This is a genomic window from Promicromonospora sp. NFX87, assembly GCF_048564965.1.
In the GTDB taxonomy this organism is placed as follows: Bacteria; Actinomycetota; Actinomycetes; order Actinomycetales; family Cellulomonadaceae; genus Promicromonospora.
Window position 1 is genome coordinate 2,314,945 of the sequence record NZ_CP183413.1, and the last position, 15,072, is coordinate 2,330,016.

At 71.1% G+C, this 15,072-nt stretch carries 14 protein-coding genes; 7 read left to right on the plus strand and 7 right to left on the minus strand.

Annotated elements, in window-relative coordinates; genetic code table 11:
* Window positions 1-207: 207 nt before the first annotated feature.
* Both ACNYC2_RS10360 and ACNYC2_RS10365 read left to right on the plus strand, forming a co-directional pair.
* Complete coding sequence (locus tag ACNYC2_RS10360; RefSeq protein WP_419706922.1) at window positions 208-936, plus strand: FadR/GntR family transcriptional regulator; 729 nt, start codon at window positions 208-210, stop codon at window positions 934-936.
* A 191-nt stretch (window positions 937-1,127) separates the two neighbouring features.
* Window positions 1,128-1,457, plus strand: a complete 330-nt coding sequence (locus tag ACNYC2_RS10365; RefSeq protein WP_419706923.1) for an L-rhamnose mutarotase — start codon at window positions 1,128-1,130, stop codon at window positions 1,455-1,457.
* 27 nt (window positions 1,458-1,484) lie between these two features.
* On the opposite strand, the gene ACNYC2_RS10370 is transcribed toward ACNYC2_RS10365, so the two are convergent.
* The 5 genes from ACNYC2_RS10370 to ACNYC2_RS10390 all read right to left on the minus strand — a co-directional run bounded on the left by ACNYC2_RS10370 (window position 1,485) and on the right by ACNYC2_RS10390 (window position 5,934).
* On the minus strand, window positions 1,485-2,393 hold the full coding sequence (locus ACNYC2_RS10370; RefSeq protein ID WP_419706924.1) for an SDR family oxidoreductase: 909 nt from the start codon (window positions 2,391-2,393) through the stop codon (window positions 1,485-1,487).
* A 20-nt stretch (window positions 2,394-2,413) separates the two neighbouring features.
* Complete coding sequence (locus ACNYC2_RS10375; RefSeq protein WP_419706925.1) at window positions 2,414-3,226, minus strand: anti-sigma factor domain-containing protein; 813 nt, start codon at window positions 3,224-3,226, stop codon at window positions 2,414-2,416.
* Entirely contained in the window at window positions 3,219-3,800 is a 582-nt protein-coding gene (sigK, locus tag ACNYC2_RS10380; protein ID WP_419706926.1) for an ECF RNA polymerase sigma factor SigK, read from the minus strand. Before sigK ends, ACNYC2_RS10375 begins: the two co-directional genes overlap by 8 nt.
* Window positions 3,801-4,015: 215 nt before the next feature.
* On the minus strand, window positions 4,016-5,269 hold the full coding sequence (locus tag ACNYC2_RS10385) for a sensor histidine kinase (RefSeq protein WP_419706927.1): 1,254 nt from the start codon (window positions 5,267-5,269) through the stop codon (window positions 4,016-4,018).
* Window positions 5,266-5,934: a response regulator transcription factor gene (locus ACNYC2_RS10390; protein WP_419706928.1), complete on the minus strand. Its 669-nt coding sequence runs from the start codon at window positions 5,932-5,934 to the stop codon at window positions 5,266-5,268. Before ACNYC2_RS10390 ends, ACNYC2_RS10385 begins: the two co-directional genes overlap by 4 nt.
* A gap of 182 nt (window positions 5,935-6,116) precedes the next feature.
* On the opposite strand from ACNYC2_RS10390, the gene ACNYC2_RS10395 reads away from it, so the two are divergent.
* On the plus strand, window positions 6,117-7,619 hold the full coding sequence (locus tag ACNYC2_RS10395) for a SulP family inorganic anion transporter (protein ID WP_419706929.1): 1,503 nt from the start codon (window positions 6,117-6,119) through the stop codon (window positions 7,617-7,619).
* A 42-nt stretch (window positions 7,620-7,661) separates the two neighbouring features.
* Here ACNYC2_RS10395 and ACNYC2_RS10400 read toward each other — a convergent pair whose 3' ends face one another.
* Window positions 7,662-8,567: a LysR family transcriptional regulator gene (locus tag ACNYC2_RS10400; protein WP_419706930.1), complete on the minus strand. Its 906-nt coding sequence runs from the start codon at window positions 8,565-8,567 to the stop codon at window positions 7,662-7,664.
* A gap of 96 nt (window positions 8,568-8,663) precedes the next feature.
* Here ACNYC2_RS10400 and ACNYC2_RS10405 point away from each other — a divergent pair, with 96 nt between their 5' ends.
* The 4 genes from ACNYC2_RS10405 to ACNYC2_RS10420 all read left to right on the plus strand — a co-directional run bounded on the left by ACNYC2_RS10405 (window position 8,664) and on the right by ACNYC2_RS10420 (window position 14,629).
* On the plus strand, window positions 8,664-10,016 hold the full coding sequence (locus ACNYC2_RS10405) for an MFS transporter (RefSeq protein ID WP_419706931.1): 1,353 nt from the start codon (window positions 8,664-8,666) through the stop codon (window positions 10,014-10,016).
* Window positions 10,017-10,280: 264 nt separating this feature from the next.
* On the plus strand, window positions 10,281-11,804 hold the full coding sequence (locus ACNYC2_RS10410; RefSeq protein WP_419706932.1) for a non-reducing end alpha-L-arabinofuranosidase family hydrolase: 1,524 nt from the start codon (window positions 10,281-10,283) through the stop codon (window positions 11,802-11,804).
* Window positions 11,805-11,900: 96 nt separating this feature from the next.
* On the plus strand, window positions 11,901-13,439 hold the full coding sequence (locus tag ACNYC2_RS10415; RefSeq protein ID WP_419706933.1) for a non-reducing end alpha-L-arabinofuranosidase family hydrolase: 1,539 nt from the start codon (window positions 11,901-11,903) through the stop codon (window positions 13,437-13,439).
* 146 nt (window positions 13,440-13,585) lie between these two features.
* Window positions 13,586-14,629, plus strand: a complete 1,044-nt coding sequence (locus ACNYC2_RS10420; protein ID WP_419706934.1) for an RICIN domain-containing protein — start codon at window positions 13,586-13,588, stop codon at window positions 14,627-14,629.
* A 66-nt stretch (window positions 14,630-14,695) separates the two neighbouring features.
* On the opposite strand, the gene ACNYC2_RS10425 is transcribed toward ACNYC2_RS10420, so the two are convergent.
* The gene (locus tag ACNYC2_RS10425) at window positions 14,696-15,007 is read right to left on the minus strand and encodes a hypothetical protein (protein WP_419706935.1); all 312 of its coding nucleotides are present in this window, start codon (window positions 15,005-15,007) and stop codon (window positions 14,696-14,698) included.
* Window positions 15,008-15,072 lie beyond the last annotated feature (65 nt).

Genomic DNA, 15,072 nt, shown 5'->3' on the forward strand with positions numbered 1-15,072 from the left:
GAACCGGTGTGCGTGACTTCAGTGTCATCGTTCCATCGCTTTCTGCTGAGGCGACCGGGCTTCCTTACCCGCCGCGAGAGTAGTAACACATGTGATGTGTGCGCAATGGTCGAACGGGCCGGGGTGGGACGCACCAGGGAGAGGTCCGGGCGATACGATGAGCGATCGTGCGGCCCCCGAGATCGCGCGTCGGAGGAGGAGACACACGTGGTTCAGCAGGCACCGACCAGTACGCGGGTGACCCGAAACCGGCCGGCACTCGCCGAGGCGGTGATCCGGACGCTGGTGCAGGACGTCGTCACCGAGAAGTACGCGCCGGGAACCGCGCTGCCGTCCGCCGCGGTGCTGTGCGAGACGTTCACCGTGAGCCGCACCGTGATCCGCGAGGCGCTCACGGCGCTGGCGGAGAAGGGGCTGGTCGCCGCGCGCCAGGGCTGGGGCACGGTGGTGCTCGACAGGGAGTCCTGGTCGCTGCTCGATACCATGGTCCTGGAGGCGATCTTCCAGCGCGACGACAGCCTGCTGTTCATGGACCAGCTCATCGGGATCCGGACGGTGCTGGAGGGCCTGATGGCGTCGTCGGCGGCGCGGCAGATCGACGACGACACGCGCGCGGCGCTGTCCCGCCAGTTCGACGCGCTGAACGACGCGCTCGACGACCCGGAGAAGTACGCCGAGGAGGACATCGCCTTCCACTCCCTGGTGCACCGGATCTCCGGCAACGAGTTCGCGCGGGCGATCATCTCCAGCATCCAGGGCAAGGCTCGCCTCGTCGCCCAGTACACCGGCGCGCCGCCGAAGGGGCACAACGAGCTGACGCACGAGGAGCACCGCCACATCTTCGAGGCCGTCCTGAGCGGTGACACGGAGGCGTCCGCGGAGCTGATGCGCGCGCACATCTCACGGAGCTGGGCCCGCCGCCGCCCCAAGGACTAGTCCACCGCCCAGACGGCTGCTGCACAGGACACTTGGCATACATGTGATCTCCGGTAGAGTCTGCGCGAGGCAAGGGGGCCGGCGCTGGCTACCTTGCTGCCGGTGGCCCCTGGGCTGCCGATCTTCCTCTTCTCGCAACGATTCCCGGTGGCGGGCATGCCCGCCCACGGGGCCAAGGAGTGAGTACGAACATGGTGGAGAGACACGGTCTCGTCGTGAACATCGTCCCGGAGCGGCGCGAGGAGTACCTGCGCCTGCACGCCGACGTCTGGTCGCAGGTCGAGGCGACCCTCCAGGCGTGCAACGTGCACAACTACACGATCTTCGTGCTGGAGAACACGCTGTTCGCCTACTACGAGTACACCGGCACGGACCACGAGGCCGACATGGCGCGGATCGCGCAGGACCCGGTGACCCAGGAGTGGTGGAGGCACACCGACCCGTGCCAGACGGCGTTCGGCCAGGACGCGGCGCCGGGCGAGCGGTGGCGGGACATGCAGGAGGTGTGGCACCTGTCGTGACGCGCTCGTCGACGAACGGTCAGCTCGCTAGCGAGCCGGGGGAACGGTGGACGTCGTGTCCGCGGCGACCGACCACAGGCGGGCCGCCGTCGCGTCGTCGCGCATCCGGCGGGTGAGACCGGCTCGGTGAGGCTCGCCCCTGATCAGGTAGCGGGGACCGTAGTAGGCGCCGGGAAGGGCAGCGGGATCCGTCGCGGCGAACAGGATCGAACCGGTGCCCTCAGGGGCCTCCATGTTGGGCAGGGGCCAGCCGACCGGCCGGGCGACCCGCTGCTCCAGGCCCAGGCTCGGCCCAGCGGTCTGCAGGTTCGTCTGGGTGAAGCCGGGATGGGCGGCGTTGCTGAGCAGTGCCCAGCCGCGTGTCTCGGCCAGGTGCGCGAGGTGCCGCGCGAGGTGCACGTCGGCGAGCTTGGACTGTGCGTACGCGGCCCGCGGGTCGTATCGGCGGCGTTCCCAGTCGAGGTCGTCGAACTCGATCCGGCCCAGGTTGGCCGCGCCCGAGCTCATGGTGGCCACGCGCGGTGCGGGTGCGGCGAGAAGCAGCGGCAGGAGCAGGTTGGTCAGGGCGAGGTGGCCCAGGAAGTTGGTTCCCCACTGCAGCTCGTGGCCGTCGGCGGTCTCGTGACGTCGCGGCGGCACCATCACGCCCGCGTTGTTGACGAGCGTGTCGAGCCGATCGAGGTCGCGGCACAGGCCGGCGGCGAACGCGCGCACCGACGCCAGGTCGGCGAGGTCGACGACGCGTACCTCGGCCCGCGCGTCCGGCCGTGTCCCGAGGACCTCCACGAGGGCCTCCGCGCCCTTCTCGGGATTGCGCACGGCGAGGATCACGTGGGCGCCGGCCGCCGTCAGGCGCTTGGCGGCCTCGCGGCCCGTCCCGCTGTTGGCGCCGGTGACGACGACGGTGCGGCCGGTCTGGTCAGGGACGGGATACACACGGCTCCTCGTGCCGGCGGTCACGCACCAAGGACGACGACCGGGTCGCTGGTCGGCTGCTCGGAGCCCGCCTCGGGTTCGACCGTCACGGCCATGCCGATGCCCTCGGAACCCTGGACGAGCGACGTCGACTCGCCGTCCCGCACGGACAGCACGCCCGCGGACGAGACGCTGCCGTCCTCCGCGACCACCCAGAGCTGGTAGGCCCGGTCGGCGGCGAGGTCGGGCAGGTCCTCGGCCCGGAAGAACATGTCGTCGTCGGCCACCAGGACCGATGCCTGGCCACCGCCCTCGACGGCCCCGCGCAGGATCGCGGCCTCGGGGTCGGCGAGCATCTCGGCGACCACCTGGGACTGCTCGCGCAGCCGGTCCCGCTCGGCGGTCGCCTGGACGGCGATCGTCGTCGGGACGGCGATCGCTGCCGCCGCGGCGACGGCCACGATCGCGGCACCCCAGCGTCGGCGACGGCGGGACGCGAGGTCGACGACGACGCCGTCCCCCGCCTCCGGTGCCGCGGTGCCCGCGAACGAAGTGCCCGGGGACGCAGCGCCGGGCTCGGCGGCGACGTCCGGGGCTGCCGGGAGCTGCGGCGTGTTCCGCACGAGATCGAGCACGTTCGCACGCAGGGCGGCCGGGGGCTCGGTCTCGACGGCGAAGGCCGCGACGACGTCGCGGTACTCGTCCAGGGAGCGGCGCGCGTCGGCGTCCGACTCCAGCAGACGCTCCACGGCGTGCCGGTCGGAGTCGTCGAGAGCGTCCAGGGCGTAGCCGGGCAGCAGGTCCCACACCTCGGAGCGTGAGCTCCGCGCACCGGTGCTCGTCTCGTCAGCCATGCCGAACCCCCAGGCAGTCACGGAGCCGGTTCAGCCCGTCGCGGATCCTGCTCTTGACGGTGGGCAGCGCGGCGTTCAGCTGCTCGGCCACCTCGCGGTAGGTCAGGCCGCCGTAGTACGCGACGACGACCGCCTCACGCTGGGTAGGGGTCAGGCCCTCGATGCAGCGCCGCACGGCGGAGCCCTCCAGGCTCCGCTCGACGTCCTCCACCACGACGTCCCGCGCCACCCGCCCGGTGTCCAGGTCCGTGTCGCGCTGGTCGCGGTCGCGGCGTGCCTGCTCCGACCGCACGCGGTCGACGGCCCGACGGCGCGCGAGCGTCGCGACCCAGGTGCGGGCGGAGCCGCGGGTCGCGTCGAAACGTGCTGCTGTCTGCCACACCTCCACCATCACCTCCTGGGTCACTTCTGCCGCATGGTCGGGGTCGCGCAGGACGCCGAGCGACGCGCCGTAGGCTACCGGCCCGAGCGCGTCGTACACGGGCGTGAACGCCGCGGGATCTCCTCCGGCGCACGCCGCGAGCAGCGCGTCGACGGCATCGCGCGACGATGTACGGACTGGTGGTGAGGCCACCGCCCCAGTCTGCCCCAAGAACACGCTGAGGCTCGCCGGCAGCGCCGGGGGCGGTTCGCACAGTGCGATGGTCATCTGGTTCTCGTCACCCTCCTGACCATCGCGCACCTGGTCTCGTGCAGCACGTGCCTCGTCCTGCACAGAGGGTTCGGCGCCGACCCGCTCCCGGATGGGGTGACGCCGATCACCGGCGGGGCCGCCCGGCCTCGCGCGCCTCAGCGCCTCGCTGACTCCGGCGCAGGTTTGGGCTCCGGCGCCATGGTGGTTCGACGGCGTCCCTGGGCACCCGATGCCGGGAACAACAGCTCGAAGCTCGCGCCGAACCCGGGAGCGCCGTCGATCGTCAGCGTGCCGCCGTGGGCGCTGATGATCTCGTTGACCAGGGCGAGACCGAGTCCGAGGCGCACCCTGCCCGCCTCGGTCTTCGACCCGCGGCGGAACCGCTTGATCAGCTCACGCGCTCGAGCCGGGTCGAGGCCCTCGCCGTCGTCGATCACGGTGAGGCTCGTCCCGGTGCTGCGTGACTGCAGGGCGATCACGATCCGACCGCCGGGGCCGACGTGCGCCAGCGCGTTGTCGACGAGGGACGACACCGCGCGGCGCAGGGCGCCGGTGGTGCCCTTGACGACGTAGCCGGTGCCGGGGCGGGCGTCGACAACCAGGTCCACGCCCGCGAGCTCGGCCCGGGCGGCGAACGAGGCCCGCACCTCCTGCGCGAGAACGTTCAGGTCGACGGGCACCTGGGGGAGCGGCCGGTGCTGGATCTCGGCGGTGAGCAGGAGGTCGTCGACCACCTCCGCGGCGACCTTGGCGTCCTGGGCCAGCTGTTCGAGCTCCAGCCGCTGCGCCTGGTCGACCGACGGTCCGCGGAGCAGGAGCTGGGCGCGGGTCAGCACGATGGCGAGCGGGGTCCGGAGCTCGTGGCTGACGTCGGAGACGAAGTGCCGCTGCGACGCCAGGGCCTCACCCAGCGAGCGGACGGCACGGCGGCCGAATGCCCAGCCGAGCACCGCGGACGCCAGGACACCGAGGGCGCCGGCCGCGAGGGAGAGCCGGGCGAGCCGCTCGGTCTCCTCCTGCTGCTCGACGAAGTTCATGATCGCGGTGACGCGGGTGCCGTCGGCCGCCTCTCCGACGTAGGCGAGGAAAGGGGTGCCGCAGACATCGACGCGTGACTGGCCGTCGGGCAGACGCGCCGCGGTCTCGCGCACGTGGCGCTCCGGGCAGTTCGTCGGCATGCCGTCCAGGACCACGGTGTCGGTGCCGTCCAGGGTGACGTGGTGGCTCCCCGCCTCGGCGACCTTGGCCTGCAGCTTGTCCTCGGACGCATCGCGCCGGGCCTCGAGGCCGACCACGTACACCAGGGCGATCACCGCGGACAGCACGATCCCGACCGCCGCGCCGGTCTGGACCGCGACGGCCAGCGAAGCCCTGCGCAGCAGCCGGCGGTCGCTGATCGCGGCGCTCACGACGGCCCGAGCCGGTAGCCGAGGCCGCGCACCGTGCGGATCATGCCGTGGCCGAGCTTGCGTCTCAGGTAGTAGACGTAGGTGTCGACGGCGTTCGGGCTGTCGGCGTTCTGGAAGACCCGCCGATGGAGCTCCTCACGGCTGCGGACGCGGCCCGGGTTCGCCGCGATGATGCGCAGCAGCGCGCACTCCTGGGCGGACAGCTCGACGGGCTCGGCGTCGGGGGACAGCACCCGGCGTGTCGCGACGTCGAGGCGGCGCCCGCCCAGGTCGATCATGCTCGACGTGTCGGCATGCCGGCGCAGGAGGGCACGCAGACGCGCCAGCAGCTCGTCGCTGTCGAAGGGCTTGACGACGTAGTCCTCGGCACCGGCGTCGAGGCCCTCCACCCGGTCCTCGGTGGTGCCTCGCGCGGTGAGCAGCATGATCGGCGTCGTGATCCCACGGCTGCGGAGGCGGCGGACCAGGTCGACCCCCTCCATCGCGGGAAGCGTGCGGTCGATGACCAGCGCGTCCCACCGGCCGGTCAGCCCGTGGTGCAGCCCGGCCTGGCCGTCGAAGACGGCCACCACCTCGTAGCTCTCCGCGGTGAGCAGGCGGACGAGCAGCTCCGACAGGCGCCTGTCGTCCTCGACCAGCAGCACGCGGCGGGCGTCGAGGTCCATGCGCAGATCGTCTCACCCGCGCTCTGAGGTTGCTCTGAGAAACGGTCCTGAGACTTGATCTCAGCCAGGACTTGTCGGTTCCCGGTGACGATCCGCCGCGGGTCGTCGTGCACCTCACCTACCCAGCGTTCTGCACCACCGTTGACGACCGATGCGCTCAGCCGGCGCACAGGGGGTATCTGATGCAGCATTTTCTCGCCGTTCGGAGCGCGGCCGCGCACACACCGTCGTCGGCACGCGGTACGTTCTTTGCTGACCTGACCGCGTCGTTCGTGGTCTTCCTGGTCGCGGTGCCGCTCTGCGTGGGGGTGGCCGTCGCCTCCGGCGTGCCGGCCGAGCTGGGCCTGATCACCGGCATCGTCGGCGGCCTGGTCACCGGCTTCCTTCCGGGGAGCAGCCTGCAGGTCAGCGGCCCGGCCGCCGGGCTGACGGTGCTCGTCTACCAGGCGGTGCAGGAGTTCGGCCTCTCGGTGCTGGGGATCCTGGTGCTCGCCACCGGGTTGCTCCAGCTCCTGATGGGCGCGCTCCGCCTGGGCCGGTGGTTCCGGGCCATCTCGGTCTCGGTCGTCGAGGGGATGCTCGCGGGGATCGGGCTGGTGCTCATCGCCGGTCAGCTCTACTCGATGGCGGGGTTCGGCGCGCCCAGCCAGAGCCTGGCGAAGATCGCCGGACTTCCCGCCATGCTCGTCGACATCTGGGGCTCCGGGACCGCACTGACGTCGTTCACGCTCGGCCTGGGCACGATCGTCGTGCTCGTCCTGTGGAACAAGATGCCACGGCGGCTGCGGGTCGTGCCCGGGCCCCTGGCCGCGGTGGGGCTCGCGGTCGTCGCCGGCGCGCTGCTCGGGCCGTCGGTGGACAAGATAGAGGTGCACGGTCTGCTGGACTCGATCCAGCCGCCCGGGATCGGCGACCTCAGCCGGCTCCTCGAGCTCGGAGTGCTCGGCACGGTCCTCGCCTTCACGCTGATCGCCTCGGCCGAGAGCCTGTTCAGCGCCGCCGCCGTGGACCGCCTGCACGACGGGCCACGGACGCGGTACAACCAGGAGCTCATGGCGCAGGGAGCCGGCAACGCCGTGTGTGGTCTGCTCGGTGCCCTGCCGCTCACGGCGGTCATCGTCCGCAGCGCCGCCAACGTCCACGCGGGCGCGCGGACCAAGGCGTCCCGGGTGCTGCACGGAGCCTGGCTGCTGCTCTTCGCCGCCCTGGTGCCCGCGGCTCTCGGCCTCATCCCGGTCGCGGCCCTGGCCGGGGTGCTGGTGCACGCCGGGTTCAAGCTGATCCCGCTGGCGGAGACCCGCCGGCTGTGGCGCACGCACCGGGGCGAGGCGATCGTCCTCGTGGCGACGGCGCTCGCGATCGTCTCGGTGGGCATGTTCGAAGGGGTGCTCGTCGGGCTCGCCCTCTCGGTCGTCAAGACCGCCTGGGACACGTCCCGCGTACACATGGAGGTGAGCGACGACGGCCACGGCCCGCTCGTCGCGCGGCTGAGCGGCAGCGCGACGTTCCTGCGCCTCCCCAAGCTGCTCGACCAGCTGGAGGCCCTGCCTCAGGACCGGCCCGTCGAGGTGGATCTCTCCGGCCTGCATCATCTCGATCATGCCTGCCGCAGCTCGCTGGAGAACTGGGCCGTGCGGCACAGCGCCGAGAGCGTCCAGCCGGTGCGGTTCGCCCGCGAGTCGTGACCTGGCCCCGGGCTGCTGCCCGGAGGTCTTGCCACACCCGGGCTACACCTGCGCCGGTGCCTGACCGGTCACCGCACTGGCCGCGTACAGGAGCTCCCTCAGGTCCGGTAGGGCCTCCCGGTCGGGGTGCCAGACCAGCCGCAGACTGAGGTCGCCGGTGGCGAAGGCGAGCCGGGTGAGCCTGCCGGAGGCGAGCTCCTCGGTGACGGCGAACTCGGGCACCAGCGAGATGCCCATGCCCTGCTGGACCCAGGCCTTGATGACGTGGACGCCGCCGACCCGCACCCGCTCCACGTCGGAGCCGAGGAGCTGCTGCCCGCGGAGCCAGAACGTGCAGGCCGGCGAGTTGGTGAGGACCTTCTCGCCGCGGAGGTCGGCCCGGACCACCCGCGTGGCCCCGGCGAGCCGGTGGCCGGGAGCGGCGATCAGGACGAGCGGGACGGTGTCGACGTCGCAGAACTGCAGCGGCGCGTCGGGGGCGGCGAAGCCGAGGTCGCCGAGGCTGCCGCCGGTGTCGAGCAGCAGGGCCGCCTCGAGGTCCCCGTCCGCGACGAGGGCGAGCAGCCGGTCCCGGGCGGTCTCGGGCCGCACCTCGACGCGCAGGCCCGGGCGGCGTCCGGCGAGCCTGCCGAGGATCGCGGGGACATGGGTGGCGACGATGGTCTCCAGGGCCCCCAGCCGGAGCTCGGGCTGCGTGTCGGCCACCTCGCGCCGGGCCCGCTCGGCGCCCTCGAGGAGGCTCGCGGCCCAGGGGCGCAGCCGCTCCCCGGCAGCGGTCGGCCGCATCCCCCGGGGGCTCCGGTCGAACAGGGCGGTGCCGAGCGAGGCCTCCAGGACCCGGACCTGCTCGGACACCGAGGACGGCGCCAGGTCCAGGGCGATGGCGGCGGCGGTCACGGTGCGGTGCTCGGCGACTGCCGCGAAGACGCGCAGCTGGCGTAGTTCCATACGGGCGGCAACCACCAGCAGCGTTCGGATCTTCCGAACGCCGCCTTCGGGGCGGCCGGTCGAGCGCCGCGCCCGGTGCGGGCGAGGGTTACGGCCATGACCGCCACGCTCGCACCCCCGAGGACCCGCCCGCTCATCCTGCTCGGCATCTCGATCGGCTACGGACTCACCATCCTGGACAGCACCATCATGGCCGCGGCCGAAGCCGACCTCACCGACACGCTCGGCGCCAGCACCTCGTCCCTGCAGTGGACGGTGGCGGCTTACACGGTGGTGCTCGGGGCGTTCCTGCTCACCGCCGGGGCCGCCGTCGACCGGTTCGGCGCGCACCGGGTCTTCCGTGCGGGCGTGCTCGCGTTCGGCCTGCTCTCTCTGGCCGGGGCGCTCGCCCCGAACCTTGCGGCCCTCACCGGGGTACGGGCACTCATGGGCCTCGCGGCCGCCGCCTGCATGCCCGCCTCGATGTCCCTGATCACCCAGCTCTACACCGACCCGCGCCGCCGCGCCGGAGCCATCGGGGCGTGGGCGGCGATCAGCGGCGGTGCGATGGCCGCCGGACCCCTGGTCGGCGGCGCCGTCGTCGCCGTCGCGGGCTGGCAGGGGATCTTCTGGATCAACGTCCCCCTCGCCGCCGCGACCCTCGCGCTCACGGCCTCCCCGGCACTGCACGGCTCCCGCACCGACCGCCCGATCGACTGGGCCTCCCAGCTGTCGGCCTGCGCCGCGCTCGGCCTGGGCATCGACGCCCTCATCGCGCTCGGATCCGGAGCCGCCGGCCACGCCGCTGTATCGGCCGTCGCCGCCGCGCTCGCCGCCACCCTCTTCGCCCGCCTGGAACGGCGCTCCAAGTCTCCCGTCCTCAACCCCGCCGTGCTCCGCGCCGGCAGCGTCGGCCCCGCCCTGCTCGCGGGCGGCGCCGTCAACTTCGCGCTCTCGGGCACCCTGTTCGTCCTCCCGCTGTACTTCCAGCGCACCCTCGACCTGGACGCGCTCCGGACCGGCCTCGCGTTCGTCCCGATGACCGCCGCCTTCGGCTTCCTGCCGGTCCTCACGGGCAAGATCGTCGCGAGGACCGGCCCGCGCCGCCCGATCCTCATCGGCCTGGCGCTCCTCGCGACAGGTGCGACCGGCCTGGCCGCGACGACCGCGACCGCAGCCCCGCTGGCGCTCACGCTCGTCGCGTCGGCCTGCCTCGGCGTCGGCGTCACGTTCGCGATCCCCGCCCTCATCGCCCTCGTGACCGGGGCCGCCCCGGCAGGCACGGCCGGCGCCGCGGGCGGCTTCTTCAACGCGACCCGCATGATCGCCGCCACGGTGGGAGTGGCCGTCATGGGCTCGATCGCAGGGGTGGACGGCGGCGCGGGCGCCACCGCGTCGGCCGTCGCGCTCGCGGCAGCGGTCTGCGCTGCGGTGCTCGCGTACTCCGTGGCTCGCATCCGGACCACGTGAAGGGGACGGGTCGGGTCGTGGACGGGCGGGACCGCCGTCTCTCGGCCGCGAAGGAGATCTGACACTTGACGTATGACGTGTTATCGCTCACATTTGGTCCAAGCGGACGAAATTGGGCTTTCTGGGTGGCCCCCTTCGTCGGTGCTTGGATCACACACGGCCGTGTCATCTCAGTTGTGAGCGCTAACATTCCACCGCATGTGCCCTGGCATGCGTCGCGGTTCTCCTCCCCGGTGAGCCGTCAGGTCTTGGTCAAGGAGGATCATGTCTGCTGTTTCCAGTTCTCGAACGGTCGCGCCGCCGTCGCGGCTGCGTCGCTGGTTGGTGCGGGCCGTCGCCGCCGGTGTGGCGGCGGTGCTGGCAGGCGCCGGCGTCGTCGCCGTCACCGGCCCGGCCGCTGCCGCCACTGTCGACCCCACCGCCTGGTACGTGCTGCTGAACCGCACCAGCGGCAAGGCCCTGGACGTCAGTGGCGTGTCGACCGCCGACGGAGCCCTGCTCCACCAGTGGACCCGTACCAACGCGAACAACCAGCAGTTCCAGTTCGTGGATGCCGGTGGCGGCTACTACAAGATCAAGGCGCGGCACTCCGGCAAGATGCTCGACGTCTCCAGCTGGTCGACGGCCGACGGCGCCGCCATCCACCAGTGGACCGACCACGGCGGCACCAACCAGCAGTTCCGGCTGGCCGACTCCACCGACGGGTACGTCCGGCTGATCAACCGCAACAGCAACAAGGCGGTCGAGGTGCAGGGTGCGGCCACGAACGACGGCGGCGCCGTCGTGCAGTACAGCGACTGGGGCGGCAGCAACCAGCAGTGGCAGCTCGTCCGGGTCGACGGCGGCAGCGGCCAGTGCACGCTGCCGTCGACGTACCGCTGGACCTCGACGGGCCCCCTGGCACAGCCGAAGAACGGGTCGGTCGCGCTCAAGGACTTCACCGCCGTCCGGCACAACGGTCAGTACCTCGTCTACGGGTCGACGCACGACGCGGTGGCGGGCCCGGAAGGCAAGTGGGGCTCGATGGTCTTCAGCCCGTTCACCAACTGGTCCGACATGGCCTCGGCCGGCCAGACCCAGATGACGAGCTTCTCTGCCATCGCGCCGACGCTGCTCTACTTCGCCCCGAAAAACACCTGGGTGCTCGCCTACCAGTGGGGCTGGCCGTACACCTTCTCCTACCGTACGTCGAGCAACCCCAGCGACCCCAACAGCTGGGGCCCGCACCAGGAGCTCTTCACCGGAACCCTTCCCGTCGGGGAAGAGGGGGCTCCGCTCGACCAGACCCTCATCGCCGACGACGAGAACATGTACCTGTTCTTCGCCGATGACAACGGCAGCATCTACCGGGCCGGCATGCCCATCGAGGACTTCCCGGGCAGCTTCGGCTCGAACTACACCAAGGTCATGACCGACACCAAGGAGAACCTGTTCGAGGCGGTCGAGGTCTACAAGGTCCAGGGCCAGAACCAGTACCTCATGATCGTCGAGGCCATGGGGAGCAACGGTCGCTACTTCCGCTCGTTCACGGCCACCAGCCTCGACGGCGCGTGGACGCCGCAGGCCGCCACCGAGAGCAGCCCGTTCGCCGGCAAGGCCAACACCGGTGTCACCTGGACCGACGACATCAGCCACGGCGACCTGGTGCGCACCAATCCCGACCAGACCAAGACGATCGACCCCTGCAACCTGCAGTTCCTCTACCAGGGCCGCGACCCCAGCTCTGACGGCATGGACTACGGCATCCTGCCCTACCGGCCCGGTGTGCTGACCCTGCAGCGCGACTGAGCGAGACACGGTGATCCGGGCGGGCTCGGCGCAAGGCCGCGCCCGCCCGGATCCCCTCCCAGGTGAAACATTCCGGCTCTTTGGTCAAGGAGGACCATGTCTGCTCTTTCCAGTACTCGATCCATCGCGCCGCTGTCGCGGCCGCGTCGGTGGTTGAAGCGGCTCCTCGCCGCCACCGTGGCGGCAGTGGTGGCCGGAGGCGGCATCTTCGCGGTCACCGAGACGGCTGCCGCCGCCACCGTCGACCCCACCGCCTGGTACGTGCTGCTGAACCGCACCAGCGGCAAGGCCCTGGACGTCAGCGGCGTGTCGACCGCCGATGGTGCCCTGCTGCACCAGTGGTCCCGTACGAACGCCACCAACCAGCAGTTCCAGTTCGTGGACGCGGGCGGTGGTTACTACAAGATCAAGGCGCGGCACTCGGGCAAGGTGCTCGACGTGTCCAGCTGGTCGACGGCGGACGGCGCGGCGATCCACCAGTGGGCGGACCATGGCGGCACCAACCAGCAGTTCCGGCTGGCTGACTCCGACGGCGGGTACGTGCGGCTGATCAACCGCAACAGCAACAAGGCGGTCGAGGTCCAGAACGCGGCGACCAACGACGGCGCCGGCGTCGTGCAGTACGGCGACTGGGGCGGCAGCAACCAGCAGTGGCAGCTCGTCCGGGTCGACGGCGGGGGGAGCCCGTGCACGCTGCCGTCGACGTACCGCTGGAACTCGACCGCCCCTCTGGCACAGCCGAAGGCGGGGTGGGCATCGCTCAAGGACTTCACCGCCGTCGAGCACAACGGCCAGAAGATCGTCTACGCCACGACGCACGGCGCGCTGCCGTATCCCGACGGCAACTGGGGACTGATGACCTTCAGCCCCTTCACGAACTGGTCCGACATGGCCACGGCCGGCCAGAACGCACTGCCCTTCGACGCCATCGCACCGACGCTGTTCTACTTCGCGCCGAAGAACGTCTGGGTGCTCGCCTACAACGGGGGCTGGCCGTACAGCTTCTCCTACCGCACCTCGAGCGACCCCACCAACCCCAACGGCTGGTCCGCGCAGCAGGACCTGTTCACCACGAGCCTTCCCCCCACGGACGACGGGCAACAACGAGGCCCCCTCGACGTGACCCTCATCGGCGACGACACGAACATGTACATGTTCTTCGCCGACGACCACGGCGGTATCTACCGCGCCAGCATGCCCATCGGCGGCTTCCCGGGCACCTTCGGCTCGTTCACGAAGATCATGAGCGACACGCCGCAGAACCTGTTCGAAGCGGTCGAGGTCTACAAGGTCCAGGGGCAGAACCAGTACCTCATGATCGTCGAGGCCCAGAACTACACGGGGCTCGGTCGCTTCTTCCGCTCGTTCACGGCGACCAGCCTCGGCGGCACGTGGACCCCGCAGGCCGGGGCCGAGACCGTGAACAGCCCCTTCGCCGGGAGCGTCAACAGCGGCGCGACCTGGACCCGGGACATCAGCCACGGCGACCTGGTGCGCACCAACCCCGACCAGACCAAGACCGTCGACCCCTGCAACCTGCAGTTCCTCTACCAGGGCCGCGACCCCGGCACCGACGGCATGGACTACGGCATCCTGCCGTACCGGCCGGGTCTGCTGACCCTGCGGCGCGACTGAGCGACAAAGACGTTCGGCTCGATCAACCCGTGTGGTCCCGCCCTGACGGGCGGGACCACACGGACCTACCGCGTGAGGAGTAGATGATGCGAACAAGAGCAAGGTGGCTCGGAGCAGCCGTGGCGCTGGGCGTTGTCCTGGCCACGGTGACGATACCGATCGGACCCGCCAGCGCGGAGTCCAACGGCGGGGTGCGGGTCATGCCGCTGGGTGACTCGATCACCGAGGGCACCGAGACACCGGGCGGGTCGCGGATCGGCCTGTGGCAGCGCCTGGCCAACGGCGGGTACACCGTGGACTTCGTCGGTTCGCAGTTCAACGGGCCGGCGAGTCTCGGCGACCACGATCACGAGGGCCACCCCGGGTGGCGTATCGACCAGATCGACGCGAACGTCGTCGGCTGGCTGAACACCTATCAGCCGCAGACCGTGCTGCTGCACATCGGCACCAACGACATCCTGCAGAACTACAACGTCTCCACCGCCCCGAACCGGCTGTCCGCGCTGATCGACCGCATCACCGCCGCGGCGCCGAACACCAAGGTCTTCGTCGCCAAGATCATCCCGATCGGCTGGAGCGAGGGGAACGCGGCGGTCAACACCTTCAACGCGGCGATCCCCGGCATCGTGCAGAGCAAGGTGAACGCCGGCAAGAGCGTGCACCTGGTCGACATGTACAGCGCCCTGACCGCCTCCGACCTGGACGACGGGGTCCACCCGACGCCCGGCGGCTACGACAAGATGGCCGCGGTCTGGTACGACGCGCTGCGATCGGTACCGGGCAGCATCGGCAGCGCGAGCAGCAGCGCCCAGATCGTGGGGGCCCAGTCCGGCCGCTGTCTCGACGTCACCGGGGGCAGTACCGCCAACGGCACCGACGCGCAGCTGTGGGACTGCGGGGGCGGCTCCAACCAGCGGTGGACCCGCACCGCCGGCAAGGAGCTCAAGGTGTACGGCAACAAGTGCCTGGACGCCTACGGGCACGGGACCAGCAACGGCACCCGGGTGGTCGTCTGGGACTGCAACGGACAGGCCAACCAGCAGTGGAACGTCAACGCGAACGGCACCATCACCGGCGTGGGGTCCGGCCTGTGCCTGGACGCCGCGGGCTTCGGTACCGGCAACGGCACGAAGGTCCAGCTCTGGGCCTGCGGCAGCGGACAGGCCAACCAGCGATGGACGGTCGGCTAGACGGCTGACTCGGTCGCGCTCACGACGCCGTCGTACGCTCCGGCGTCGTGAGCGTGGCCCGGGAGGCTACGGGTCCGTCCGTTCCTCGAACGGGGACGGCATGTTCTGGATCAGGAACCAGCTGCGTTCGGCGAGGCGCGCCTCGTCGTCCTCACTGCGGTTCGTGATCATGGCGTACACGATCACGCGGCGGTCGTCACGCTTCGCCGGGTCGGTCTGGAACGTGTGTGCCTTGTAGCCGAGCTTCCGGATCGCCCGGCGTCCGCACCGGCGGAACTGCGCGATGCCCTCCGTGTCCCACTCGTCGAAGTGGTCGGTGACCTGAAAGTCGATCTCCAGAGGTTGCATCATGGCCGCCACGAGCTCGTCATCGTCCACAGCTCGCCACGCTACGCCGCGCCCGTGGTGCGGGTCTCGCGGATGGCAGGGTGAATTCGGCGGAA